At 64.4% G+C, this 23,893-nt stretch carries 22 protein-coding genes and 1 pseudogene; 17 read left to right on the forward strand and 6 right to left on the reverse strand.

Translation table 11 applies throughout. The annotated features are described in order from the left end of the window. Positions 1–226: 226 nt before the first annotated feature. Both V6E02_RS09345 and hrpA read left to right on the forward strand, forming a co-directional pair. Complete coding sequence (locus tag V6E02_RS09345) at positions 227–1,156, forward strand: LysR substrate-binding domain-containing protein (protein ID WP_347308527.1); 930 nt, start codon at positions 227–229, stop codon at positions 1,154–1,156. Continuing rightward, positions 1,101–4,898 (forward strand): annotated as a pseudogene (gene hrpA, locus V6E02_RS09350) (ATP-dependent RNA helicase HrpA); the annotation flags it as partial. The gene V6E02_RS09345 and the pseudogene hrpA, both read left to right, overlap by 56 nt. 146 nt (positions 4,899–5,044) lie before the next feature. On the opposite strand, the gene V6E02_RS09355 reads toward hrpA, so the two are convergent. The 3 genes from V6E02_RS09355 to V6E02_RS09365 form a co-directional block, all read right to left on the reverse strand. Beyond that, positions 5,045–7,009: a PhoX family protein gene (locus V6E02_RS09355; protein WP_347308529.1), complete on the reverse strand. Its 1,965-nt coding sequence runs from the start codon at positions 7,007–7,009 to the stop codon at positions 5,045–5,047. A gap of 151 nt (positions 7,010–7,160) precedes the next feature. Then, positions 7,161–7,865, reverse strand: coding sequence for a DNA/RNA nuclease SfsA (gene sfsA / locus V6E02_RS09360; protein ID WP_347308530.1), 705 nt, complete (start codon positions 7,863–7,865; stop codon positions 7,161–7,163). Positions 7,866–7,903: 38 nt separating this feature from the next. After that, positions 7,904–8,482, reverse strand: coding sequence for an ankyrin repeat domain-containing protein (locus tag V6E02_RS09365; protein ID WP_347308531.1), 579 nt, complete (start codon positions 8,480–8,482; stop codon positions 7,904–7,906). Between the two features lie 250 nt (positions 8,483–8,732). Here V6E02_RS09365 and V6E02_RS09370 point away from each other — a divergent pair, with 250 nt between their 5' ends. The 8 genes from V6E02_RS09370 to clsB all read left to right on the forward strand — a co-directional run bounded on the left by V6E02_RS09370 (position 8,733) and on the right by clsB (position 15,808). Then, positions 8,733–8,990 carry an FmdB family zinc ribbon protein gene (locus V6E02_RS09370; RefSeq protein WP_430626796.1) on the forward strand — a complete coding sequence of 86 codons (258 nt, stop codon included), beginning with the start codon at positions 8,733–8,735 and terminating at the stop codon, positions 8,988–8,990. A 56-nt stretch (positions 8,991–9,046) separates the two neighbouring features. Then, positions 9,047–9,679, forward strand: a complete 633-nt coding sequence (locus tag V6E02_RS09375) for a DUF502 domain-containing protein (protein WP_347308532.1) — start codon at positions 9,047–9,049, stop codon at positions 9,677–9,679. Positions 9,680–9,871: 192 nt separating this feature from the next. Continuing rightward, complete coding sequence (locus V6E02_RS09380) at positions 9,872–11,119, forward strand: OmpP1/FadL family transporter (protein WP_347308533.1); 1,248 nt, start codon at positions 9,872–9,874, stop codon at positions 11,117–11,119. A 79-nt stretch (positions 11,120–11,198) separates the two neighbouring features. Beyond that, on the forward strand, positions 11,199–12,992 hold the full coding sequence (aspS, locus tag V6E02_RS09385; protein WP_347308534.1) for an aspartate--tRNA ligase: 1,794 nt from the start codon (positions 11,199–11,201) through the stop codon (positions 12,990–12,992). A 78-nt stretch (positions 12,993–13,070) separates the two neighbouring features. Continuing rightward, a complete protein-coding gene (locus V6E02_RS09390) occupies positions 13,071–13,385 on the forward strand; it encodes a DMT family transporter (protein ID WP_347308535.1) in 315 nt (104 codons plus the stop codon). 6 nt (positions 13,386–13,391) lie between these two features. Then, positions 13,392–13,832, forward strand: coding sequence for a dihydroneopterin triphosphate diphosphatase (gene nudB / locus V6E02_RS09395; RefSeq protein ID WP_347308536.1), 441 nt, complete (start codon positions 13,392–13,394; stop codon positions 13,830–13,832). 4 nt (positions 13,833–13,836) lie between these two features. After that, entirely contained in the window at positions 13,837–14,586 is a 750-nt protein-coding gene (locus tag V6E02_RS09400; protein ID WP_347308537.1) for an endonuclease/exonuclease/phosphatase family protein, read from the forward strand. A gap of 22 nt (positions 14,587–14,608) precedes the next feature. Continuing rightward, positions 14,609–15,808, forward strand: coding sequence for a cardiolipin synthase ClsB (gene clsB / locus V6E02_RS09405; RefSeq protein ID WP_347308538.1), 1,200 nt, complete (start codon positions 14,609–14,611; stop codon positions 15,806–15,808). Here the strand turns inward: clsB and V6E02_RS09410 are convergent. The 3 genes from V6E02_RS09410 to V6E02_RS09420 form a co-directional block, all read right to left on the reverse strand. Then, the gene (locus V6E02_RS09410; protein WP_347308539.1) at positions 15,771–15,965 is read right to left on the reverse strand and encodes a hypothetical protein; all 195 of its coding nucleotides are present in this window, start codon (positions 15,963–15,965) and stop codon (positions 15,771–15,773) included. The two genes, clsB and V6E02_RS09410, sit on opposite strands and share 38 nt — an antisense overlap. A gap of 241 nt (positions 15,966–16,206) precedes the next feature. Continuing rightward, positions 16,207–17,385, reverse strand: a complete 1,179-nt coding sequence (locus V6E02_RS09415; RefSeq protein ID WP_347308540.1) for a hypothetical protein — start codon at positions 17,383–17,385, stop codon at positions 16,207–16,209. Continuing rightward, positions 17,382–18,848 (reverse strand): helicase HerA-like domain-containing protein, encoded by a 1,467-nt coding sequence (locus tag V6E02_RS09420; protein WP_347308541.1) that lies wholly within the window; start codon positions 18,846–18,848, stop codon positions 17,382–17,384. The genes V6E02_RS09415 and V6E02_RS09420 overlap by 4 nt, the downstream gene beginning before the upstream one ends. A gap of 75 nt (positions 18,849–18,923) precedes the next feature. On the opposite strand from V6E02_RS09420, the gene V6E02_RS09425 reads away from it, so the two are divergent. The 7 genes from V6E02_RS09425 to tolQ are packed head-to-tail and all read left to right on the forward strand — an operon-like array spanning position 18,924 to position 23,893. Beyond that, the gene (locus V6E02_RS09425; protein WP_347308542.1) at positions 18,924–19,646 is read left to right on the forward strand and encodes a YebC/PmpR family DNA-binding transcriptional regulator; all 723 of its coding nucleotides are present in this window, start codon (positions 18,924–18,926) and stop codon (positions 19,644–19,646) included. A 10-nt stretch (positions 19,647–19,656) separates the two neighbouring features. Then, positions 19,657–20,184 carry a crossover junction endodeoxyribonuclease RuvC gene (ruvC, locus tag V6E02_RS09430; RefSeq protein ID WP_347308543.1) on the forward strand — a complete coding sequence of 176 codons (528 nt, stop codon included), beginning with the start codon at positions 19,657–19,659 and terminating at the stop codon, positions 20,182–20,184. Then, positions 20,184–21,131 (forward strand): prenyltransferase, encoded by a 948-nt coding sequence (locus V6E02_RS09435; protein WP_347308544.1) that lies wholly within the window; start codon positions 20,184–20,186, stop codon positions 21,129–21,131. The genes ruvC and V6E02_RS09435 overlap by 1 nt, the downstream gene beginning before the upstream one ends. After that, positions 21,128–21,709: a Holliday junction branch migration protein RuvA gene (gene ruvA, locus V6E02_RS09440; protein WP_347308545.1), complete on the forward strand. Its 582-nt coding sequence runs from the start codon at positions 21,128–21,130 to the stop codon at positions 21,707–21,709. The genes V6E02_RS09435 and ruvA overlap by 4 nt, the downstream gene beginning before the upstream one ends. A 50-nt stretch (positions 21,710–21,759) precedes the next feature. Then, positions 21,760–22,794, forward strand: coding sequence for a Holliday junction branch migration DNA helicase RuvB (gene ruvB / locus V6E02_RS09445; protein WP_347308546.1), 1,035 nt, complete (start codon positions 21,760–21,762; stop codon positions 22,792–22,794). After that, a complete protein-coding gene (gene ybgC, locus V6E02_RS09450; RefSeq protein ID WP_347308547.1) occupies positions 22,791–23,213 on the forward strand; it encodes a tol-pal system-associated acyl-CoA thioesterase in 423 nt (140 codons plus the stop codon). Before ruvB ends, ybgC begins: the two co-directional genes overlap by 4 nt. A 2-nt stretch (positions 23,214–23,215) precedes the next feature. Next, the gene (tolQ, locus tag V6E02_RS09455) at positions 23,216–23,893 is read left to right on the forward strand and encodes a protein TolQ (RefSeq protein WP_347308620.1); all 678 of its coding nucleotides are present in this window, start codon (positions 23,216–23,218) and stop codon (positions 23,891–23,893) included.

Raw genomic sequence — 23,893 nt, forward strand, 5'->3', positions numbered from 1 at the left:
GTCACTCTCGGCTGGCTTCAGATGGTAATGCCCCACGCGCGCGTCCGCCAGGGATTTTTCAACGGCCTGCTAATGGGTAATCTGGGTCAACCTGATCGTCACGTCAGTACGTGACGCCTGTTGGCCGTCTTGCAGTTACGCAAGCTCCAACGCTCCGCCCGAGCTGGGGCAGGCGGGCATCTGCCTGTATAATCGATGGACCGCGGCTTTTCCATCGATATTGCCCATGACCCTGCAAGAACTGCGCTACATCGTCGCGCTGGCCGATACCGGCCATTTCGGCCAGGCCGCCGAAGCCTGTCACGTCACCCAGTCCACCCTCTCCACACAAGTGAAGAAGCTGGAGGACTACCTTGGCCTGACGCTGTTCGACCGCAGTCTCAAGCGCATCGCACCCACCCCCGTGGGACGGGCCATCCTGGACAGCGCCCGAGTGATCGTGGCGGAAGCCGACCGCATCCGCGAGCTGGCACGAACCGTGACCGAGGATGTGATGGCCGTGACGCTAAAGTTGGGGGTGATTCCCACGGTGGGCCCCTATTACCTGCCCCACGCCTTGATTTCGGTGCACAAGGCTTTCCCCCGTCTCAAGCTGGTGTTGCGCGAGGCGCTCACCGCCAGCCTGCTCGCCAGACTGCGGGAAGGCCATTTCGATGCGGCGCTGCTCGCCTTGCCGGTGGAGGATGAAGGACTCGAGGTATTTCCCCTCTACCGGGAGCCTTTCCTGGTGGCGCTACCCGCGGGTCACCCCCTTGCGGCACGGGACCAGATCCGTCCCCGGGAGCTTGCGTACCAGCCCCTGCTGCTGCTGGAGGAAGGCCATTGCCTGCGGGAGCAGGCACTGGAGGTATGCGGCCAGGCAGGCCACCCCACCGAGGACGTGCAAGCCACCAGTCTGGAAATGCTGCGACAGATGGTCGCCATGGATCTGGGCCTCACCCTCCTGCCCCAGCTCGCCGCAGAAAACGCGCCGCGCGGCGAAAAGCGGCTGATTGCCCTGCGTCCCTTCGCCCCGCCGGTGCCCACGCGCACCATCGGCCTGGTCTGGCGCCGACGCAGTCCGCGCGTGGAAACCTTGGCTCGGCTTGCCCAGCACTTGACCGACACGCTGCCGCCAGGCGTTTGGCCCGCCGGGCGCCGCGAGCGGAAACGCTGACATGACACGCTCACCCGAGGTGCGCCAGAAGCGGATGGCGCGCGTGCCCCCTATCGTCTATCCGGAGGAACTGCCTATCGCCGCCCAGCGCGAGGAGATTGCCCGTGCCATCGCCGCCCATCAGGTGGTCATCGTCGCGGGCGAAACGGGCTCGGGCAAGACCACGCAACTGCCCAAGATCTGTCTGGAGCTGGGCCGCGGCCTCGACGGCGTGATCGGCTGCACCCAACCGCGGCGCATCGCCGCCCGCTCCGTAGCGGCGCGCATCGCGCGGGAACTGGGTACGCCGCTGGGCGACGTGGTGGGATACAAGGTGCGTTTCCAGGAAAGCGGAAGCGGCGAGAACCTGATCCGAGTGATGACGGATGGCATCCTGCTCGCCGAGACCCAATCCGATCCCCTGCTCGCGCGCTACGACACCCTCATCATCGACGAGGCCCACGAGCGCAGTCTCAACATCGATTTCCTCCTGGGCTATCTCAAGCGCCTGCTTAGCCCGCGTCCCGATCTCAAAATCATCATCACCTCCGCCACCATCAACACCGAGCGCTTCTCGCGCCACTTCGGTGATGCGCCGGTGATCGAGGTCTCGGGACGCCTCTATCCGGTGGAGATCCGCTACCGGCCAGTACGCAGCGAGGACGAAGATGCCAAGGAGCGGGATCTGGAACAGGCCATCGTCGATGCCGTGGATGAGGTAGCGCGCCTGTCCCGCGATGGAGACATCTTGGTGTTCCTGCCAGGCGAGCGAGAGATTCGCGATACCGCCGAACTTTTGCGCAAGCACCATCCGCCAGGCGTCGAGATTTTGCCCCTCTACGCGCGCCAATCACGGGAGGAACAGGACCGCGTGTTCGCGCCCCATGGCGCGCGCCGCATCGTCCTGGCCACCAACGTCGCCGAGACGTCCCTCACCGTGCCGGGCATCCGCTACGTGATCGACCCCGGACTGGCGCGGGTGAAGCGCTACTCCTACCGCAACAAGGTGGACCAACTCCTGATCGAACCCATTTCCCAGGCCTCCGCCAATCAGCGCGCCGGCCGCTGCGGGCGTGTGGCGTCCGGCGTCTGCGTGCGCCTCTATTCCGAGGCCGAGTTCCAGGCGCGGCCGCTCTTCAACGATCCTGAAATCCTGCGCACCTCGCTGGCGGGCACCATCCTGCGCATGGAGGCGCTTGGTCTCGGCGCAGTGGAGGATTTCCCTTTCCTGGATCCCCCCACCGGCCGCATGATTGCCGACGGCTATGGGTTACTCCACGAGCTGGGTGCGGTTGATGAGCAGCGCCGGCTCACTCGCATCGGCGCCGAACTGGCCAAGCTGCCCGTGGATCCCCGCATCGGCCGCATGCTCCTCGCCGCTCGGCAAGAGCACTGTCTTGAGGAAGTACTCATCATCGCTTCCGCCCTTTCCGTGCAAGATCCACGTATCCGTCCCATGGGCCAGGAGAGCGCGGCGGACGACCGCCACCGCCAGTTCGCCGATCCGCGCTCGGACTTCATGGGTTTGCTCAAGATCTGGGCCTTCTTCGAAGAGGCGCGTCTCCACAAGAAATCCAACCGCAAGCTGGTGGAACAGTGTCATGCCCATTTCCTTTCCTATCTCAGGCTGCGGGAATGGCATGACCTGCACGGCCAGCTCGCCGGTCTGGTGGCGGAAATGGGGATGCGGCCCAACACCACGCCCGCCACTTTCGAGCAGATCCACCGCGCCCTGCTCGCGGGTCTCATCGGCAACGTGGGTGTGAAGACCGAGGAAGGTCACTACCAGGGCGCACGCGACATCAAGTTCCACATCCACCCCGCTTCCGTGCTGCACCGCAAGGGCGCCAAATGGGTGATGGCAGCTGAGCTCACGGAAACCGGCAAGCTCTACGCCCGCTCCGTGGCAAAGATCGAACCGGAATGGGTGGAAGAGGTGGGTGCGCACCTGGTGAAGCACCATTATTTCGATCCGCACTGGGAAAAACGCGGCGCACAGGTGATGGCCTTCGAGCGCACCACGCTCTACGGCCTGACACTCACCCCCCGGCGGCGCGTGCATTATGGCCGCATCGACCCAAAGACGGCGCGGGAAATCTTCATCCGCGCGGCCCTGGTGGCAGGTGAGTACGACACGCAGGCACATTTCTTCCTGCACAATCAAAAACTGCTGGAGGAGATCCGCGAACTGGAACACAAATCTCGCCGCCAGGACGTGCTGGTGGACGAAGAACGCATGTTCGCCTTCTACGACACGCGCATTCCCCAGGACATCGTCAACGGCCAGGGATTCGAGAAATGGCGACGCGAGGCGGAGCGGGACAAGCCCCGCCTGCTATACATGACGCGCGAGGACCTCATGCGCCATGGCGCCGAGGACGTGACAGAAGAGTTGTTTCCGGCGAGCCTAAAGGTTAAGGGCGTGCCCTGCGCCTTAAGCTATCGTTTCGAACCGGGTCATCCCCTCGATGGCGTCACCCTGACCGTGCCGCTCGCGCTGCTCAACCGCGTGGACGAAGCGCGCTGCGAATGGCTCGTGCCGGGCATGATCCGGGAAAAACTCACCACCCTCATCAAGGGTCTGCCCAAGCGGCTGCGCGCCGCCTGTGTGCCGGTGCCGGAATTCGTGACGGCTTTTCTCGACGCCACAGTCGCGCCCTGGGCGGAACAAGGAAGTCCGCCAGCGCTCATCAATGCCCTCAACGCTTTCATCCAGAAGCGTACTGGCCTCACCGCCACTCGCGCCGACTGGCATCCGGAGGCGCTGCCCGCCCATCTGCGCATGAATTTCCGCGTCATCGACGAAGCCGGCGCAGAGCTTGCCTGCGGCCGCGATCTCGCCGAACTCAAGCACAAGCTGGGTCAGGCGGCGCAGCTCACTTTCGCCCTGTCCACCGCCAGCCAGCATGAGCGCGTGGGCCTCACCGAGTGGAACTTCGGCGATCTGCCGGAACGCATCCAGTTCACCCGGGGCGGACAGAGCCTGGTGGGCTACCCCGCACTCCTCGACGAAGGCGCATCGGTCGCCCTGCGTCTTTTGGATACGCCGGAAGCCGCCGCGCGCGAGACGCGCAAGGGCGTGCGTCGCCTGTTGTGGCTCGCCCTGCGGGAACAGATGAAGCAGTGGGAAAAGAATCTGCCCGGCTTCACCCAGATCGCCCTGCAGGCGCGGAGCGTGATGACGCCGGACGAACTGCGCGTCGATCTCACCACTGCCCTTGCCGACCGAGCCTTCATCGGCGACGATCCCCTGCCGCGCAACGAAAAGGAATTCGCCCGCCAGCGTGACCGGGCCAAGACGCGGCTGCCTGCAGTGGCCCAGGGCCTGGCGCGGCTGGCCGGTGAAATCTTCGCCGAATATGCCGCACTGAACCAGCGCCTGGCGGGGCGTCTGCCCGCACCCCTGGTGCAAGATGTGCGGCTGCAGCTCGCTCACCTGGTGCGCCGCCACATGTTCACGGAAACGCCCTGGGAACAGCTCGCACACTTCCCGCGCTATCTGCGCGCCATCGGCCAGCGCATCGACAAATACCCGGGCCATGCCGAGCGCGACGCACGCCACGCCGCGGATCTCAAGACCTGGTGGCAGCGCTACCAAGAACGCCTGGAGGCACAGCGCAAAACGGGCCGCATCGACCCGCGCCTGATGGCCTTCCGCTGGATGTTGGAAGAGATGCGTGTCTCCCTCTGGGCCCAGGGTCTGAAGACACCCTATCCCGTTTCCTGGAAGCGTCTGGAAAAGGCCTGGCACGACATGGCGTAAGGCTTGGCGCGCTGCGCCACTTTGCCACGTGAGCGAGACTTCGGGCGGGAAACATATTTCACGGCTGTTTCCCGGGTCTCGCTTCTGCGGGGACAACGGCGCATGTCACGCGGACGGCACCCTCAGCGCGTGCATCGCAGCAGCGCTCAAAAACCTGGCAAGCCGCCGATGTACCCCACCTGCGCTTCCAATCGCCAGTGTGGCACGCCGTGTCGGTTGCGCCCCCACTTCTCCGCGGCACGGGTAAGCAGCCGGTCTTTCAAGTCCTGGCTCATCCCCTTTGCCCAGTCGCCACCCTGATGTTGATCATTGGCCAGAATATAGGCGTGGCCGTTCAGGTTTTCGATCACTTTGAGCCCTGTGGCTTCGGCTCCGGCGGGCAGACTCAGGATGCGCGCGAGTTTTTTCGTGTCCACGTTATATGCCCAGACAAAGTTGTTCACGTGCATGGTGGAGTCCTCACCGATGAACAACGTGCGCATGCGTTCGGAAAAGAACAGGTTATCGGGATTGGCGATCGCCTCCGGATCGGCAGTGTTGCCCAGGTTGTCCACCGCGATGGATCGCCCCAGGAGCGCAGGCTCTACGTAGGCGCGCACCGGTACATATTCAGAATCGATCGGTTGGCCTTCGCTATCCTTCTGCCCAACAGCCAGCTCGAAGGTATAGGTGGCCCCCGCCAGATTCTCTTTGAGGCGGATGTGATCCACCGGCCCGCCGTCATTGGCCTTCATCGAACCTTGGATGGCACTCACGGCATAGTAGAGTTTCTTGCCGACATGATCGATCGCCACGCCTTCCCCTTTGCTGAACTCCGTGGTCGCGCCAAGATAGGCCGCGTAGCGCCGGGTTTCCAGGAAGGCCGCTGCCTGCTCCATTCCCGGTTTGAGTTTGAGCCAGACCGTTTCGGCGGAGCCGGCACGGATGGGCACGAAGCCGGGTTGCTCGCTCATGGCAATTTCGAAGATGTCTTCTGCTTTGATGCCTGATTCGATCAATGCCCTGATTTCCCCATGGCTGGCCGTCCCCAGCCGGATCCACTGGATATTGGCGCTGCCACCATCGGCGCCGTCGGGGGCAGTCTGCAGCCATTTCGCCGCGTAGAGCGTGCCACCGGCACCCGGGTCGTTTCGCCGCTGCCCGACGAACATGAACAGGCCCACGTAGGTCCCATCGTCACCGTAAAACGCCGTGCGCCCATCCTTGGCGAATTGCGCCATTTCCCAGCTCCCGCGGCCCATCTGATAATGCTTGACGACGCGCTGGCTGCCATCGCTTCCCAGCGCAAGCTCCACGTGATAGCCGTAACGGTAAGGATTGGCTTGCTTTTGCCCGCGGAAATAGACCTCGTTCATCGCCTTTAGGCCAGCCTGGGTTTTCTTGTAGCCCTTCTCCGTCGGCAGGAAGAACAGATCGTAGTCTTCTTCGCCCGCGAGATGCGTATTCCACGGCGTTTGCGAAGCGTTGCAGAAAATCCAGCCTCCTTCGACCGATGACAAATCCACCGGCCATTGTTTCTTCAGCGCCAGATGGCCGCTCTTGCGGTCTTGCGTTAGCTCGGAGACGGTCATCGGCATCGGCATGCGCGCATACCAATCCTGCGCCTTCCTGGCCTCTCGCCCATCGGTCAGCACGTCGTCGTACTCCCAGTTTGTGGTGAGGAACAGCTTGCCGCCAACAGTGAGCAGGGTATTGCCATCCGGGGTCTCGGCAAGCGCTCGATCGCCCGTCGGCTCGAGCACGGGGTTCATCTGGAAATCATAGATTTGCCCGGCGGCATACTTGCGACCCTTGACCGACGAGACGAGATCGGTGTTCTTGAACAGCGTCACATAGGTGAGTGGATACGCGCGGGACTTGCCGTTGGCGAACTTGATTTGCGCCACCGACCGGGTGTAGGTGATGAGCCTTTCGTCGTCCGTCTGCGGGGCGGGTGTGTGGGAGAATTCCACCGCTACGGGACGCGCGCCGCCCGCAGCGATGCCCGCCGGTGCCGTCATCGCAAACAGCACGCTAAGCAGGGCGGAAGCCAGTGGTGGGTTGCGGCTGATCATAAAATCCTCCAGGGAAAGCAGATTTGCCACCGTCCCCGTGCGCAACATGGCGGTCATCAGCATGCCAGGAAGGCCGGGACGCACCTCCTGCCCGCAACGTCCACGACTCGGAACAATCGTCTGCGGCAGGCAGAACATCTTGCTGCCTTCTCGTGACAGGCCCATGACGCATGCTGGGGATCGACCGTGGTCCCCGTTGGGCAAGGTTTCACGGGCAGCGTACCGGCACGGGCGTGGTGAGCACGATGCCCTCGGTGCTCACCTGGGCGCGGCAAGCGAAGGCCTCCACGCCAGCAGCCAGCACTTCACGCAGGGCGCGGCCGTAGGCCGGATCGATGTCGTCGGCCGGACGCACTTCCTGCACGTCCGCCCGCTGGACACAAAAGAAGATCACGCCGCGGTTGCCCAGCGCGACCAGGCGGGCCAGATCGCGCAGGTGCTTTTCGCCGCGGCGGGTGACCGCGTCCGGAAACAGAGCGACGCCCGCCCCCCTCTTGGCGGTGACGTTCTTCACTTCCACGTAGCAGTCGGGCAGCCCCGGGCCGCTCAAAAGCAGATCGATGCGGGAGCCTTGGCATCGCACCTCGCGCCGGAACTGGGTATAGCCCGCAAGCCCGGCGGGACAACCTGCGCGAATGGCTTCCTCCACCAGGCGGTTGCTCCGACCAGTGTGAACGCCCACTAAGACACCCGGTGCCGCTTCGACAAGTTCCAACGTGTAGGCGAGGCGACGCGCGGGGTTGTCGGCGCGCGATAGCCAAACGCGGAGCCCCGGCGTCTGGCAGCCGAGCATGGAGCCGGTGTTGGGACAATGGGCGGTGACGGTTTCGCCGGAATCCAGACGGACGTCGGCGAAGAAGCGCTGGTAGCGCGCAATCAGCGTGCCCGGCAGCAGGCGCGTTGCGAAACGCATAGAACACCGCAGCGCCTACATGCGCCACGGCAGGCGGCTCATTTCTTCTGCGGCTTCAAGAAGGTGATCACGTTACTGTTGGGTGCATTGCGCGAGCCGCATTCTGCTCCGCCCTGCTGCCAGTCGAGGAGGGATTCCGCCTCATGCAGCAGGTTGATCACCTCGATGTAATCCTTGTCCTTGACCATCATCAACGCGGTGCGGCCACCCTCGTTACGCGCCTTGACATCGGCACCGGCCTTGATCAACACGTCCACCACTTCCGCCTCGCCGGCGCCCGCGGCCAACATGAGGGGACGCACGCCATAAAAGATCTGGTGTTCGATGTCGGAACCAGCTTCCAGCAGCACCCGCACCACGTCGGCGAAGCCGCGGTCCAGATCCGGGTTGTAACAGGCGTGCATCAGGGCCGTGTAACCCCGCTCGTCTTCCGCCTTGACGTCCGCACCCGCAGCCAGCAGGTCACGCACGATCTGCACATGCCCAACACGCGCCGCCGCCATCAGCGGCGTGAGTCCACCGTCGCCCACCGTGTTGACCTCGGCACCCGCCGCGATCAATGCCTGCACCCGGCTCACGTCGCCGGCCTCGATTGCCTGGAACAACTCTTCCGTCATGGGAAAATCCTCATCGGGTTGCACTCGAATCCGGCCAAAAAACCTTCGCCGGTTCAGGGAATTACCTGATTGCCATTGTATCAGAGGCAGCGTCAGCGCAAGTAACGATCCCGGTATTGCGCCGACTGCGACCCGGGTGTCGCATGAAGGGCTTGTGTTTGGCCGCCTCGCCCCCATCTTGCGCGCGGACGGGCTCCGCCCGCGACGCAATTTGGCTGTATAATTCAAAGAGTTGTTTTAGGAGGGCATGATGCCGATCTACGAATACCGTTGCAGCAGCTGCGGCTTCCAGAAGGAATACCTGCAGAAGATGAGCGATGCGCCGCTCACCACCTGCCCCGAGTGTGGCAAGGAGACCTTCGCCAAGATGCTCTCGGCCGCGGGCTTCCAGCTCAAGGGTAGTGGCTGGTATGCCACCGACTTCAAGGGTGGCAATGCCGCGCCCAAGAAGGAAGAGACGCCCGCACCGGCCTGCGGCGCTGGCGCCTGCCCGGCCTGTCAGGCCTAAAGACGCCAGGAGATGCAGGCGGACCGGCCTCGCGCGGGTCCGCCTCATTTTTTGCCATGCGCACCCGACCCCTGAAACGCTATTTCGTCACCGGCCTGCTCATCTGGGTACCCCTGGTCATCACCGTATGGGTGATCAGCTTCCTCATCGGCACCTTGGATGGTGTGCTAGACCTGCTGCCGGAACGCTACCGGCCCGATGCCTGGCTGGGCACACATATTCCGGGCCTGGGCGCCATCGTCGTGCTCGCAGTGATTTTGCTTACGGGCATGGTCACCGCCAACTATTTCGGTCGCCAGCTGCTTGCCCTATGGGAGAACCTGCTGGCACGCATCCCGGTGGTGAAATCCATCTACAGCAGCGTCAAGCAGGTGAGCGACACCCTGTTCTCAGGCCAGGGCGAAGCCTTCCGCAAGGTGCTGCTGGTACGCTATCCCCACCCCGACGCCTGGTCGCTCGCCTTCCAAACCAACGTCCCGGCGCAAGTGCGTGCGGCCCTGGGGGAAGACTACGTGGGAGTGTTCATTCCCACCACGCCCAGTCCGGTGAACGGCTTCTACTTCTACGTGAGAAAGAGCGAAACCTGCGACGTGTCCATCAGCGTGGATCTTGCGCTCAAGTACATCGTCTCCATGGGGGCCGTGGCCACCCCTACGCGGGAGAAAGCCGCCACCTATCCCGGCAACTGAGGCCGGCGCGACCCCAGCACTTCGCTGCCGACTTTTACTGGTACGGAAAGACGCTATACTTCCGGCCTTTTTGTGCCCGGAGTTTCCATGCGTGCTTTCTCGCTTCCCAAAAACCGCGCCCTGCATCTCCTATCTCCCCTCCTGAGCGCATGGCTGCTGAGCGGGGCCGCCCCCGCTTGCGCCACGAATGGCATGAACATGGAAGGCTACGGTGCCGTGGCCACAGGGCTGGGCGGCGCCTCCCAGGCCTACGACAACGGTACCGCGGCGATGATGAACAACCCCGCCACGCTCGCCCTGATGCACGAGGAGCATCGGGCGGATCTCGCCTATGGTTTCCTCGGCCCGACGGTGGAGGCCCGCCATGGTGGCCTGTCGGCCCGCTCCAAGGCGGATGCCTTTTCCATGCCGGCCTTCGGCTGGATGAAAAAGCGCGGCGCGCTGGCCCTAGGCTTCGGCGTCTACGGCCAGGGCGGCATGGGTACGGAATACGGCGGCGATACCTTCATGAGCGCCGGCAGCGGGCTCACCACCCGCAGCGAGCTGTCGGTGGGCCGGGTGATCTTTCCCCTGGCCTACACCGTCTCGCCCAAGCTTGCCCTCGGCGCCACCCTGGATTTCGTGTGGATGGGTCTGGATCTGCAAATGGCCATGAACGGCAACCAAATGCAGGCCATGGGCTCCCTTGGCCAAGGCAGCGTGGCTGGCGCCCTCGCCTCGTCGCTGGGAAGCCTTGGTCCAAACGACGTGGCCTATTTCAACTTCTCCAATGACAATCGCTTCACCGGCCAGGCGCGTGGCTATGGAGTAGGAGGCAAGCTGGGCCTGGTGTATGAACTCGCGCCGCGGCTCAAGCTCGGTGCGAGCTGGCACAGCCAGACCGCAGTGTCGGACATGACCTCGAACCGGGCGGAGATCCGCCTGATCAATACCAGTGGCACCACGACCCTGCCCGGCAAGATTCGCATCCATGATTTTCAGTGGCCCGAAACCTTGAGCGTGGGGCTGGCCTGGCAGCCGCGCCCCGACTGGCTACTGGTGGCCGACTGGAAGCGTTTGCAATGGGCGCGGGTGATGAAGGATTTCCGCATGCGCTTCGAAGCCGACGCGGGCGGCGATCTGGAGCTTACCCTCAACCAAAATTGGAAAAACCAAAACGTGTGGATGCTCGGCGCAGCCTGGCAGAGGACGCCACACTGGACCCTGCGTGCGGGAGTCAACCTCGCGGCCAATCCAGTGCCGGACGCCCTCATGCATCCGCTGTTTCCCGCCATCGTGCGCAATCACGCCACGCTGGGCGTCGGCTACGCCATCGACCGGGCGCAGACTCTCGATTTCGGGCTGGCCCATGGCTTTAGCGTCGAAGCCACCAATGCCGCCGGCGTCACCGTGAATCATCGCCAGACCAATTGGCAGTTGATGTACGGTCGCCGCTATTGACGGGCCCCGGCCAAGGGGTTTCGGTATAATTTGCGGTTTTTCGCCGCGCCATTTGCGCAGCACCTCGAGGAAGCCCCCCATGCGTACTCATTACTGCGGCCACGTCAATCTCGACCACCTAGATCAGACCGTCACCCTGTGCGGCTGGGCCCATCGTCGGCGCGATCACGGCGGCGTGATCTTCATCGACCTACGCGACCGCGAGGGCCTGGTGCAGGTGGTATGCGACCCTGCCCAAAGCGGTGCCGAGCCGGATACCTTCGCCATTGCGGAAAAGGTCCGCAACGAATACGTGCTTCAGGTCACTGGCCGCGTGCGCCGGCGGCCGGAGGGTACGGTCAATCCCCATCTGCCCACGGGAGCGATCGAAGTGGTGGCAACACGGCTTGCCATCCTCAATCCCTGCGCGCCGCTGCCCTTCCAGCTGGACGAGGAACCATCGGAGAACGTGCGCCTCACCTACCGCTATCTGGATCTACGGCGTGAGCCCATGCAGAAGAATCTGCTGCTGCGCTACCGCGTGGCCAGGGCCATGCGCGACTACCTGGACCGTCATGGCTTCGTGGAAATCGAGACGCCCATGCTGACGCGCTCCACGCCGGAGGGTGCGCGTGACTACCTGGTGCCCGCGCGCCTGCACCCGGGCATGTTCTATGCGCTACCCCAGTCGCCGCAGTTGTTCAAGCAGCTGCTCATGGTGTCGGGTTTCGAGCGCTACTTCCAAATCACCAAGTGCTTTCGCGACGAGGACCTGCGTGCCGACCGCCAGCCCGAATTCACCCAGGTGGACCTGGAAATGTCCTTCGTGGAAGAGGAAGACGTGATGCAGCTAGTCGAAGGCATGATCCGCGAAACTTTCCAGCGCGTGCTCGGCGTGGAATTGGCCAATCCCTTCCCGCGTCTGTCCTGGCAAGAAGCCATGAGCCGCTACGGTTCGGACAAGCCGGATCTGCGCGTGCCCCTGGAGCTCACCGAGCTCACGGACGTGATGAAGAACGTGGAATTCAAGGTATTCGCGGGGCCAGCCAACATGCTGGGAGGGCGCGTCGCGGCGCTAAACGTCCCGGGCGGCGCGGACAAGCTCTCCCGCAGCGAGATCGATGCCGCCACGGAGTTCGTGAAGATCTACGGCGCCAAGGGCCTGGCCTGGATCAAGGTCAACGATAAGGCCAAGGGTCGCGAGGGGCTGCAGTCGCCGATCGTGAAAAACCTGCACGATGCAGCACTCGCCGCCATCTTGGAACGCACCGGCGCGCAAGACGGTGATCTAATCTTCTTCGGCGCCGACAAGGCCAAGATCGTGAACGACGCGCTGGGTGCGCTGCGTACCAAGCTGGGCCACGAGAAGGGCTATGCCAGCAACGCATGGAAGCCCCTCTGGGTGGTGGATTTCCCGGCGTTCGAATACGACGAGGAGGAAAAGCGCTGGGTCGCTCTGCACCATCCTTTCACCGCGCCCAAACCCGGCCACGAGGACCGCCTGGCCAGCGATCCTGGCAGCTGCCTGTCGCGCGCCTACGACATGGTGTTGAACGGCTGGGAAGTGGGCGGCGGCTCGATCCGCATCCACCGCGAGGACATTCAGGAGAAGGTATTCGCCGCGCTGGGCATCGGCATCGAGGAGCGACGCAACAAGTTCGGCTTTTTGCTGGACGCGCTGCAATACGGCGCCCCGCCCCATGGGGGATTGGCCTTTGGCCTGGACCGGCTGGTGGCCATCATGGCCGGCGCAGAGTCCATCCGCGACGTGATCGCCTTCCCCAAGACGCAGAAGGGCAACGACCTGATGACCCAGGCGCCCAACACCGTGGACGAAAAACAGCTGCGCGAGCTGAACATCCGCCTGCGTCAGGTGGACACGAAAAGCGCCTGAACGCCCGGTACATCAGGTTCCCGGCTCGGGAAGATCGTTTGTGAGCGCGTCCCGGCCTTGGAAGTGAAGGGCCCAAGTATGGAATGGTTCTACCTGTTCGCCGCCGGCATCTTCGAAATCGTCTGGGCCGTGAGCCAGAAATACTCAGAAGGCTTCACCCGCGCGCTGCCCACCGGGATTACCCTGGTCACCGCCAGCGCGAGCTTCGTCCTCCTCGGCCTGGCGATGAAGCAGTTACACCTGGGCACGGCCTATGCCGTGTGGACCGGCATCGGCATCGTCGGTACTGCGCTTTTGGGCATTCTGCTCTTCCATGAACCCGCCACCCCCCTGCGCCTGCTGTTCATCGGCCTCATCCTGATTGGTATCATCGGCCTCAAGCTGTCCTACTGACCTGCCGTGAACCCAAACTACAAGCTCCCGGAGTCCGTGCTGGTCGTCATCCACACCCGCGACGGCCAGGTGCTGCTGCTGGAACGTGCCGACCATCCCGGCTACTGGCAGTCCGTCACTGGCAGCCGCAATCCTGGCGAGTCTCTGCGCCAGACAGCGGTGCGTGAGGTGGCCGAGGAAACCGGGCTGGATGCCAGTCGCTATCCCCTCACCGACTGGAACCTGGAAAACGTGTATGAAATCTATCCCGAGTGGCGGCACCGTTATGCCCCAGGTATAACCCACAACACCGAGCACGTGTTCGGCCTGGAGCTGCCGCAACCCCTGCCAGTGCGTGTGTCGGCGCGGGAACACCTGGGCTATCAGTGGTTGCCCTGGCAGCAAGCGGCGCAGAAATGCTTCTCGCCGAGCAATGCGGAAGCCATCCGCCGGCTGTCGCAACGCTAGCATCATGTCGGACATCATCCACATCACCACCTACAACATCCACAAAGGCTTCTCCCAGTTCAATGCGCGCATGGTGCTGCACGAGTTGAAGGAAGAGCTGCGCCGCGTGCACACCGACATCGCCTTCCTGCAAGAGGTCTTGGGCGAGCACCGCGCCTATGCCGAGCGCCACAACTGGCCCACGCCCTCCCAATACGAATACCTAGCCGATTCCGTCTGGCCGGAATACGCCTACGGCAAGAATGCGGTCTATTCGGAAGGGCACCACGGCAACGCCATCCTGTCGCGCTTTGCCATCCTCAACTGGGAGAACATCGACATTTCGGCCCATCCCCTGGAGCGCCGGGGGTTGCTCCACTGCGAGATCGCCGTGCCGGGCTGGACGGAGCCGCTATATTGCGTCAACGTCCACCTGGGACTAGGCCAGCGTGGCCGCAACAAGCAGCTGGCGGTCATCCGTGACCGCATCCAAGCCGTGGTACCGCCACATGCGCCCCTCATCATCGCCGGCGACTTCAACGACTGGCGCGGCACCGCAGGGGAATTCCTGGCGCGCACCCTACACGTGCAGGAAGTGTTCGAACATCTGCACGGCGCGCCGGCACGCAGCTACCCCGCCTCCCTGCCCCTCTTGCGTTTGGATCGCATCTATTTCCGCGGCCTGAAGGTGAAAGGTGCGCAGGTCTATCATGGCCGTCCCTGGTCGCGCATTTCCGACCACGCCGTGCTCACCGCGGCCATGAGCCGCGCCTGATGGCCGCACCCCGGCGCCACCGATGAAGCGCTTCGTCGCCGGCAACCGCCTCACCCTGCTGAAAAACGGCACCGCATACTTCCCGGCGCTGGACGCCGCGCTGGATGCGGCGCGTGAACACGCCTACCTGGAGACCTACATCTACCGCGACGACGCCGCGGGGCGACGCATCGCCGCCGCCCTGATGCGCGCGGCGCGCCGCGGCGTGGCCACGCATCTCATGCTAGATGGTTTCGGGTCGAAACCGCTCCCCATCGCCCTGCTCAATGAAATGCGCGCCGCCGGCGTGCAGGTGCTCATCTATCGTCCCGAGGCGAGCCCCTGGCGTCTGCGCCGCCACCGCCTGCGGCGGCTGCACCGCAAGCTCGCCGTGGTGGACGGCGCCGTGGGTTTCGTGGGGGGCATCAACATCCTCGACGATGCCGATCCCGCCGACGGCCCGCCCCAATACGATTACGCGGTGGCGGTGGAAGGGCCGCTGGTGGGAGACATTCTGGCCGCCATGCGCAGCCTTTGGCATCGGGTGGCTTTCACCCAGCTGCGTCATCTGCCGCGCCGGGACCGCGCCCCGGTGCCCACGCCGGAAGCCGCCGGCACGATACGTGCCCGCTTCCTGGTGCGCGACAATCTGCGCCACCGGCGCGACATCGAACGCGCCTACCTACGCGCCATCGGCAAGGCACGCGAAGAAATTCTGCTCGCCAACGCCTATTTCCTGCCCGGAACGCGCTTCCGCCATGCCCTACTGCGCGCCGCCGCACGCGGCGTGCGTGTGGTGCTGTTGGTGCAGGGCACCACCGATCATCCCTTCGTCAACTTCGCCGCCCAAGCCCTCCATGGCCGGTTACTCGAGGCAGGAGTGGAAATCCACGCTTACACCAAGAGCATGCTACACGCGAAGGTCGCGGTGATCGACGGCGTGTGGGCCACCGTGGGCTCCTCCAACATCGATCCCTTCAGCCTGGTGCTGTCACGGGAAGCAAACGTGGTGGTATACGACCGTGAGTTCAGCACCGCTTTGCGCGCCGACATGCTGGCGGAAATTGCCACCGGCGCGGTGCGCGTGACCATGGAGGACTGGGCCGCCGTACCCCTGTGGCGGCGGCTCGTCATGTGGCTGGCCTATGGCCTGGCGCGGATGATGATGGGCTGGGTCAACTACGCCCACAACGACCCGCCACCGATCAGCGCCGGGCCAGGATCCGCACCAAAAGGACGTTGATCAAACCGAGGATGGAACCTGCCCAAAGCGCGGCCCATGGCCAGATGTCGGGGCCAAGCAGGCGGGTGATGGCCTGGCGGCTGAGAAAGCCCACCACCAGCGCCAGCAGGATCCAGGCGAAAAAGGCGATGGCCGCCTTGAGATGGGTGGATAACATGGCGTTGCGCACCAGGTTGTTATGGTTGTCTGTTCGCTATTGTCCCGGCGGCGAGCCGTGTTTTCAACCCAGATTTCAAGTACGTGACGCCTTGCGCCGTCCCCGCGCAAGCGGGGACCCGGGAAGACGGCTAGGACCCTTCTGGATGCCCGCTTTCGCGGGCATGACGGACCACTTATGGAGCCTGTCACCTACTTTTGTAACCCTCGATAATGGCTAAGCCGGGTTCAACCCAAGGCCGCTATCGCTTTGGGCCTGCGTCGCTTTGGGTGAGCAGCGCATCGTATTTCGCCCGGATCGCCGCCAAGCGAGTGCGCACCTCACGCCAGGGGTCACACCAGGAAAGCCCCGGCTCCAACAAGGCGGCACACAAAAGGCGCATGCCCGCCACGTCGTCCCGATGCACGAACTCCGGCGCGGGGCCGAGGGGAGCCCGGCAGTCCGGCCCGCCTTGCAAGCCCTGGTTGTGGTAATTGCCCAGCGGCACCGCCAGGGCCAACGTGGGCAAGCCCCAGGCCACGGCGGCGGAGCCTTCGCAACTGCCGCCATCCATCAACCGGCGCTGATGCCGGCCCGGCAGGCGCTTGGCGGCAAGCTCGGCTACCACCTGGGTCGGACCGGCGGAGAAGGGCGTGCGGCGGTCGCCCAGCCGCACGATGGGCCCCTTGCCCAGTTCGGCACCCGGCAGAGTACGCGAAGCTTCTAGACTCACGGCCACCACGGGTCGCGCTGCGTTAGCCAGCCATCCCAGCTGGAGATGCGCCACGGTCCCCACCAGCCCCACCTCCTCGGCACGGGACAGCAGGCCTAGAAAGGGCGGACGGCGCCGCGCGCGAAAGGCCTCCAAGGCGGTGGCGAGCACGCAGAATACACCCACTAGGTCGTCCGCTGCGCGGGCGTACAGGCGCGCGCCGCTGCGCCAGACGGGTTTGCGGAAGCGGAACGCCCCATAGACCGTCTGCGCGCGAGGCCGCCACGCGGGCGTGTCGAGATGCACCTCGGCCGTGTCGATGGCAAGGCCGTGCTTACCCAGCCTGACCCGACGCAGCACGCCGGTGACCTCGCCGCCGGTGTCATCCGCGAGCCACACCGGTGCACCGGTGAGGTGGCGCGTGGGCGAGCCGCCATGCCAGCGCACCCGCAACACGCCGGGCGCCAGCCAACGCACGCCGTGGAAACCGGGATGATCCATGTGGGCGATGAACAAACGCACCGGCTCGCGACTACGCGTGGCGAGCAGGCGCTGGTAACCGGCAGGCGATGCCGCCCCCACCACCAGATTGCCCAGCGGATCGAGGAAGTGAGGCACCCCGGCTGCGCGCAACAGATCCTGGGCAAAGGCACGCACCCGCGCCTCGCGAAAGGGCGCGGTGGGTTGGGCCATGAGCGCCATCAGCAAATCGTGGTCATCAGGTGTCATCGCGATTTGCGTCCGAGAAGCGAGCCCAGCACGCCGCGCACGATCTCCCGGCCAATCTGGCTGCCGATGGCACGCGCCGCGCTCTTGGCCAGGGCCTCCACCACCCCCTGACGGCGGCCGCCGCCCAGCACCTCGCCCAGCACGCCGCCCAACTCTGGCGCTTTGGCGGCAGGGGGCGCTGCGGCCTGCTCCGCACGCGCCTTGAGCACTTCGTAGGCCGATTCACGATCCACGCTCTGCTCGTACACCCCAGCGACGAGGGAGTGTTGCATCAACTGTTGGCGGGTCGCCGCGTCGATGGGCCCGATCCGTCCGTGCGGTGGCAGGATGAAGGCACGCTCGGTGACGGTGGGCCGACCTTTCTCGTCCAGGTTCGAGATGAGTGCCTCACCCACGGCCAGCTCGGTGATGGCACGTTCCGCGTCGAAGCGGGGATTCGGACGCATGGTGCTGGCGGCGGCCTTCACCGCTTTCTGGTCGCGCGGCGTGTAGGCGCGCAGCGCATGCTGGATGCGATTACCGAGCTGGCCCAGCACGCGCTCCGGAATGTCCAGTGGATTCTGGGTGACGAAGAACACGCCCACGCCTTTGGAGCGGATCAGCCGCACCACCTGTTCGATCTTGTCGAGCAGCGCCTCCGGGGCGTCCTCGAACAACAGATGCGCCTCGTCGAAAAAGAACACCAGGCGGGGCCTATCCGGGTCGCCCACTTCCGGCAGCTTCTCGAACAGCTCTGCCAGCAGCCACAACAGGAAGGTGGCATAAACCTTGGGCGCCTGCATCAGGCGCTCCGCGGCCAGGATGTTGACGATGCCGCGACCTTGGGCGTCGGTCTGCATGAGATCGGCCAGGTCGAGCGCCGGCTCGCCGAAAAATTGCGCCGCGCCTTGGGATTCCAAGCCCATGAGCGCCCGCTGGATGGCGCCGATGGAAGCCGCGGAGACGTTGCCAAATTGCGTGGTGAATTCGCGGGCATGTTCCCCCACGTACTGCACCATGGCGCGCAGGTCCTTGAGATCCAACAGCAGTAGGCCGTTGTCGTCGGCGATCTTGAACACCAGGGTGAGCACCCCTGCCTGCGTCTCGTTTAGATTGAGCATGCGGCTTAAAAGCAGCGGGCCCATCTCGGAGACAGTGGCGCGCACGGGATGACCGAGTGCCCCGAACACGTCCCAGAAGGTGACGGGCGAGGCCTCGAAGGCCCACTCGCCCAGGCGGAGCATATCGATGCGCGCCTGGATCGTGGGCGTGGGTTTTCCCGGCTGGCTGATGCCGGATAGGTCGCCCTTGATGTCGGACAGGAACACCGGCACGCCGATGCGACTGAAATTCTCCGCCAGCACCTGCAGGGTGACGGTCTTGCCGGTCCCAGTGGCGCCCGTGATGAGCCCATGGCGGTTGGCCATTCTAGGTAGGAGAAAAACCTCGCTTTCGCCTTTCGCGATGAGCATCGATTCGCTCATGAACCCCTCGAATCTCGATAAAAACAGCCCCCGATGGTACCATGTCGCCCATCGTGAACGAGGAATACAGGCACCATGGCAGGTCATTCCAAATGGGCAAACATCCAGCACCGCAAGGGTCGCCAAGACGCCCGGCGGGGCAAGATCTTCACCAAACTGATCAAGGAAATCACTGTAGCCGCGCGCCTGGGCGGAGGTGATCCCAACTTCAATCCCCGCTTGCGCTTGGCCATCGAGCGGGCGAAAGCCGAGAACATGCCCGCGGAAAACATCGAACGTGCCATCAAGCGCGGCACCGGCGAGCTGGAAGGGGTGAACTATGAGGAAGTGCGCTATGAGGGTTACGGTCCCGGCGGCGCAGCCGTGATCGTGGACTGCATGACCGACAACCGCACCCGCACCGTGGCCGATGTGCGCCATGCTTTCAGCAAGCATGGCGGCAACCTGGGCACGGATGGTTCGGTCGCCTTCCTGTTCAAGCACTGTGGGCAGATCGTGTTTCCCCCCGGCACCTCCGAAGATAAGGTGATGGAAGCCGCGATCGAGGCCGGCGCCGAAGACGTGATCAGCAACGACGATGGCAGCATCGAGGTCATCACCGCGCCCAACGATTTCGCGCAGGTGAAAGCGGCGCTTGAAAAAGCTGGGCTTACGCCCGCATTCGCCGAAATCACCTTCAAGCCCACCACGGAGACCGAACTCAAGGGCGAAGACGCGGTGAAGATGCAAAAGCTCCTCGATGCCCTGGAAAGTCTCGACGACGTGCAGGAAGTCTATACCTCTGCGGTGATGGAGTGAGCCACAGGCCATGCGCATCCTAGGCATCGATCCCGGGCTGCGCATCACCGGCTTCGGTGTCATCGCGCAGGCCGGCGGCCAGCTTGCCTACGTCACCAGTGGCTTTATCCGCACGCCGGAAGCCACGCTGCCCGTGCGGCTCAAGACCATCCTCGACCATCTCACAGAAATCATCCTGGAACACCGGCCGGAGGCGGTAGCGGTGGAGCAGGTGTTCGTCAACGTCAACCCCAAGTCCACCCTGCTTTTGGGCCAGGCCCGCGGCGCCGCCATCTGCGCCGCAGTGGCGCAGGGCCTGCCGGTGGCGGAATACACCGCGCTGCAGGTGAAGCAGGCAGTGGTGGGCAACGGGCACGCAGAAAAGGAGCAGGTGCAGGACATGGTCAGACGTCTGCTTGCCCTGCCCGGCACGCCCTCGCCGGATGCCGCCGATGCCCTGGCTTGCGCGATCTGCCATGCCCATGGCGGCCAGGGGCTGGGAGGCTTGGCGGGCAACGGCTGGCGCATGCGCAACGGACGCCTGGTGGGACGGCTGTAATGGCGGCACGCGAGCCCACGCTGGCAGCCCTACCCAACCCGTTTTTGCGCTATTTCCTGGCGACGCGGCCGGCCTTCCTCACCATCACTCTGGTGGGCGCCCTGCTGGGTATCGCCTGCGTCGTGCATGACGGCATCACGCTCAAGCCTCTCCTCGTGTTCGTCACCTTGTTCGCCGCCCTCGTTACCCATGCCGGCATGAACGTGCTCAACGACTACTACGATGCCCTAAGCGGATGCGATGCCCGCAACGTGGATCGCATCTATCCTTACACTGGCGGCAGTCGCTTCATCCAGAACGGAGTGCTCACGCTGCGCGCCACCGCGGCCTTTGGCTTTGCCCTGCTCATAGCGGTGATCCCCGCCGGGCTGTGGCTCGCCTGGCATGCCGGCCCAGGGCTGCTGGCCATCGGCGCTTTCGGGCTGTTCCTCGGCTGGGCCTATTCCGCCGACCCGCTGCGCTTGAACGGCCGCGGCTTGGGCGAGCTGTGCGTAGCCCTGGGCTATTTGCTCGTCGTGGTGGGGAGCGATTTCGTTGAGCGGCCTGGCTTCGCGACGCTGCCCTGGGTGGCGGGTACGCCTTACGCCCTGCTGGTGACGGCCATCCTCTACGTGAACCAGTTCCCCGACCGCGCCGCCGATGCCGCCAGCGGCAAGCGCCACTGGGTCGTGCGCCTGTCGCCATCGGTCGCGGCACGCGGCTATGGCGTGTTTTTGCTTTTGGCCTATGCCGGCCTGCTCACCGGCATCGCCCTGCGTGGCCTACCCGTGGCTGCGGCGGCCGCCCTCGCCGCCCTGCCCTTGAGCCTGCGTGCCTGGTCGCATCTAGTGCGCCATGCGGACACGCCGCGGGCGCTCGCCCCCGCCATCCGCGATACCCTGGGCGCCGCCCATCTGGCGGGCCTGCTCATCGCGGCCGCGCTCATCATCAGCAAAGGCCCGACATGATCGGCCGCATCACCGGGATGCTGCTGGAAAAGCGTCCACCCCAGATCGTGGTGGACGTCAACGGTGTGGGCTACGAGCTCGACGTACCCATGAGCACGTTTTACAATCTGCCCGCCAGCGGGGAGCGCGTGAGCCTCTACACCCATCTGCTGGTGCGCGAGGATGCCCACTTGCTCTACGGTTTCGCCAGTGAGGAGGAGCGGGAGACCTTCCGTCAGCTCATCAAGGTGAGTGGGATCGGTGCCAAGACGGCGCTCGCCGTGTTATCCGGCCTGAGCGTGGCAGAACTGCTGGACGCCGTGGCACGCCAGGAAAGTGCCCGCATCGTCAAGGTGCCGGGCATCGGCAAGAAGACCGCCGAACGGCTGCTATTGGAGCTCAAGGACAAGCTGGCACCGGTGGCGATCACAGTCCCCGCAGCAGCTCGCAGCGCCGGTAGCGAAAATGACGTGGTCAATGCCCTGCTTGCCCTTGGGTATAATCCCAAGGAAGCGACCTGGGCAGTGCAGCAGTTGCCCAAGGATGTGTCCGTGTCCGACGGCATCCGCCAAGCCCTCAAACTCCTGTCGAAGACGTGAGGGGCACTGAGTTACGCGGCCACCGCAGGGGATGCAACGGATAAACCGGAATGATCGAAACTGACCGCCTCATCTCCCCGGCGCCCCTCTCACCCCAAGAAGAGGTGCTGGAACGCGCCCTGCGCCCCAAGGCGCTACAGGAATACGTGGGCCAGAAGAAGGCGCGCGAGCAACTGGAAATCTTCATTGAGGCGGCACGCAAGCGGGGCGAGGCGCTGGATCACGTGCTGCTGTTTGGCCCGCCCGGACTGGGCAAGACCACGCTGGCCCACATCATCGCCCGCGAGATGGGCGTCAACCTGCGCCAGACCTCTGGCCCGGTCCTGGAACGCGCCGGCGATCTGGCAGCGCTGCTCACCAATCTGGAGCCCAATGATGTCTTGTTCATCGACGAGATCCATCGTCTCTCGCCGGTGGTCGAGGAAATCCTCTATCCCGCGCTGGAAGACTTTCAGATCGACATCATGATCGGTGAAGGTCCGGCGGCGCGCTCGGTCAAGCTCGATCTGCCCCCCTTCACCCTGGTAGGCGCCACCACCCGCGCCGGCATGCTCACCAACCCCTTGCGCGACCGCTTCGGCATCGTGGCACGCCTGGAGTTCTACACGCCGGAGGAACTAAAGCAAATCGTCATGCGCTCAGGGCGCCTGCTCAACGTCGAACTCTCACCGGAAGGGGCGCTGGAAATCGCCCGCCGTTCGCGCGGCACGCCGCGCATCGCCAACCGCCTGCTGCGGCGGGTGCGCGACTATGCCGAGGTACGCGCCAGCGGCCGCGTGACGCCCGAGGTGGCGGATGCCGCCCTCACCATGCTGGATGTGGACAAGGTCGGCCTGGACACCATGGATCGCAAGCTCTTGTCCGCCGTGCTGGAGAAATTCGGCGGTGGCCCGGTGGGGTTGGATAATCTCGCCGCCGCCATCGGTGAGGCGCCGGACACCATCGAGGACGTGTTAGAACCTTTCCTCATCCAGCAGGGATATCTCATGCGCACGCCCCGTGGGCGAGTGGCAACCCGCCTGTCTTATATGCATTTCGGGCTCGCGGCACCGGGCGGCACGCTCGAGTTGTGGAACGAGCAGTGAGCGAGGCAGCGCCATCGCCCGCTTCCTTCCTCTGGCCGGTGCGTGTCTATTACGAAGACACGGATGCAGGCGGTATTGTCTATTACGCCAACCATCTCAAGTTCCTGGAACGGGCGCGCACGGAGTGGCTGCGCACAGCGGGTTTCGAGCAGCCGCAACTATTGCGTGATTTCGGTGTCATCTTCGTGGTGCGCGCGCTGACGATAGAATACCTGCGCCCCGCCCGCTTCAACGATCTACTCAATGTGACGGTCCTACCCCTACACCTTGGCCGCAGTGTGCTGGAACTGGCGCAGACCATCGAGCGCGATGCGCCCCTGGTCACCGCGCGGGTGAAGCTCGCCTGCGTAGAGGCAAACACCTTCCGGCCCACGTCCATCCCCAGCCCGCTGCGCAACCGACTGGAAAGCCTTTCGTGAACGTGCAACCCTCTACCGATCTATCCTTTCTCGCCCTGGTGGCGAGTGCGAGTCTAGTCGTTAAGCTCGTGATGCTCCTGCTCCTGGTCGCGTCCTTCCTGTCCTGGCTGTTCATCTTCCAGAAGCTCTTTTCCCTCAGACAGGCGGTGCGCCAGGCTGACGACTTCGAAAGGGAATTCTGGAGCGGCGTGGATCTGGCGGCCCTGTTCCAGTCCCTCACCTCGGGGCCCATCGTCGCGCGTGGCATGGCCAAGATCTTCGAGGCCGGTTTTCGTGAATTCAGCAAGCTCAAGCGCCAGGGGGGCATGGACATCAGCGCGGTGATGGATGGCACCCGTCGCGCCATGCGCGCGGCCTACCAGCGGGAACTGGACCAACTGGAGGGGCGGCTCTCCTTCCTCGCCACCGTGGGCTCGGTGAGCCCCTACGTGGGACTGTTTGGCACCGTCTGGGGCATCATGAATTCCTTCCGTGGGCTCGCCAATGTGGGACAGGCCACGCTAGCCCATGTGGCACCGGGCATCGCCGAGGCGCTGATCGCGACCGCCATGGGTCTGTTCGCCGCGATTCCAGCGGTGATCGCCTATAACCGCTACACCCACGACATCGACCGTCTGGCCACCCGCTACGAAAGCTTCATGGAGGAGCTGTCCAACATCCTGCAACGCCAGGCACGCTAG

The organism is Thiobacter sp. AK1, assembly GCF_039822265.1.
Taxonomy (GTDB): Bacteria; Pseudomonadota; Gammaproteobacteria; order Burkholderiales; family Thiobacteraceae; genus Thiobacter; species Thiobacter aerophilum.

Coding starts and splice junctions, on each gene's coding strand:
- clsB (WP_347308538.1), top strand. CDS start 14,609: ATGAAGCGCTTCGTCGCCGGCAACCGCCTCACCCTGCTGAAAAACGGC.
- V6E02_RS09425 (WP_347308542.1), top strand. CDS start 18,924: ATGGCAGGTCATTCCAAATGGGCAAACATCCAGCACCGCAAGGGTCGC.
- V6E02_RS09435 (WP_347308544.1), top strand. CDS start 20,184: ATGGCGGCACGCGAGCCCACGCTGGCAGCCCTACCCAACCCGTTTTTG.
- V6E02_RS09375 (WP_347308532.1), top strand. CDS start 9,047: ATGCGCACCCGACCCCTGAAACGCTATTTCGTCACCGGCCTGCTCATC.
- V6E02_RS09355 (WP_347308529.1), bottom strand. CDS start 7,009: ATGACCGCCATGTTGCGCACGGGGACGGTGGCAAATCTGCTTTCCCTG.
- V6E02_RS09370 (WP_430626796.1), top strand. CDS start 8,733: ATGCCGATCTACGAATACCGTTGCAGCAGCTGCGGCTTCCAGAAGGAA.
- V6E02_RS09365 (WP_347308531.1), bottom strand. CDS start 8,482: ATGACGGAAGAGTTGTTCCAGGCAATCGAGGCCGGCGACGTGAGCCGG.
- V6E02_RS09380 (WP_347308533.1), top strand. CDS start 9,872: ATGAACATGGAAGGCTACGGTGCCGTGGCCACAGGGCTGGGCGGCGCC.
- sfsA (WP_347308530.1), bottom strand. CDS start 7,865: ATGCGTTTCGCAACGCGCCTGCTGCCGGGCACGCTGATTGCGCGCTAC.
- ruvA (WP_347308545.1), top strand. CDS start 21,128: ATGATCGGCCGCATCACCGGGATGCTGCTGGAAAAGCGTCCACCCCAG.
- V6E02_RS09345 (WP_347308527.1), top strand. CDS start 227: ATGACCCTGCAAGAACTGCGCTACATCGTCGCGCTGGCCGATACCGGC.
- V6E02_RS09420 (WP_347308541.1), bottom strand. CDS start 18,848: ATGAGCGAATCGATGCTCATCGCGAAAGGCGAAAGCGAGGTTTTTCTC.
- V6E02_RS09415 (WP_347308540.1), bottom strand. CDS start 17,385: ATGACACCTGATGACCACGATTTGCTGATGGCGCTCATGGCCCAACCC.
- aspS (WP_347308534.1), top strand. CDS start 11,199: ATGCGTACTCATTACTGCGGCCACGTCAATCTCGACCACCTAGATCAG.
- ruvB (WP_347308546.1), top strand. CDS start 21,760: ATGATCGAAACTGACCGCCTCATCTCCCCGGCGCCCCTCTCACCCCAA.
- V6E02_RS09410 (WP_347308539.1), bottom strand. CDS start 15,965: ATGTTATCCACCCATCTCAAGGCGGCCATCGCCTTTTTCGCCTGGATC.
- ruvC (WP_347308543.1), top strand. CDS start 19,657: ATGCGCATCCTAGGCATCGATCCCGGGCTGCGCATCACCGGCTTCGGT.
- V6E02_RS09400 (WP_347308537.1), top strand. CDS start 13,837: ATGTCGGACATCATCCACATCACCACCTACAACATCCACAAAGGCTTC.
- V6E02_RS09390 (WP_347308535.1), top strand. CDS start 13,071: ATGGAATGGTTCTACCTGTTCGCCGCCGGCATCTTCGAAATCGTCTGG.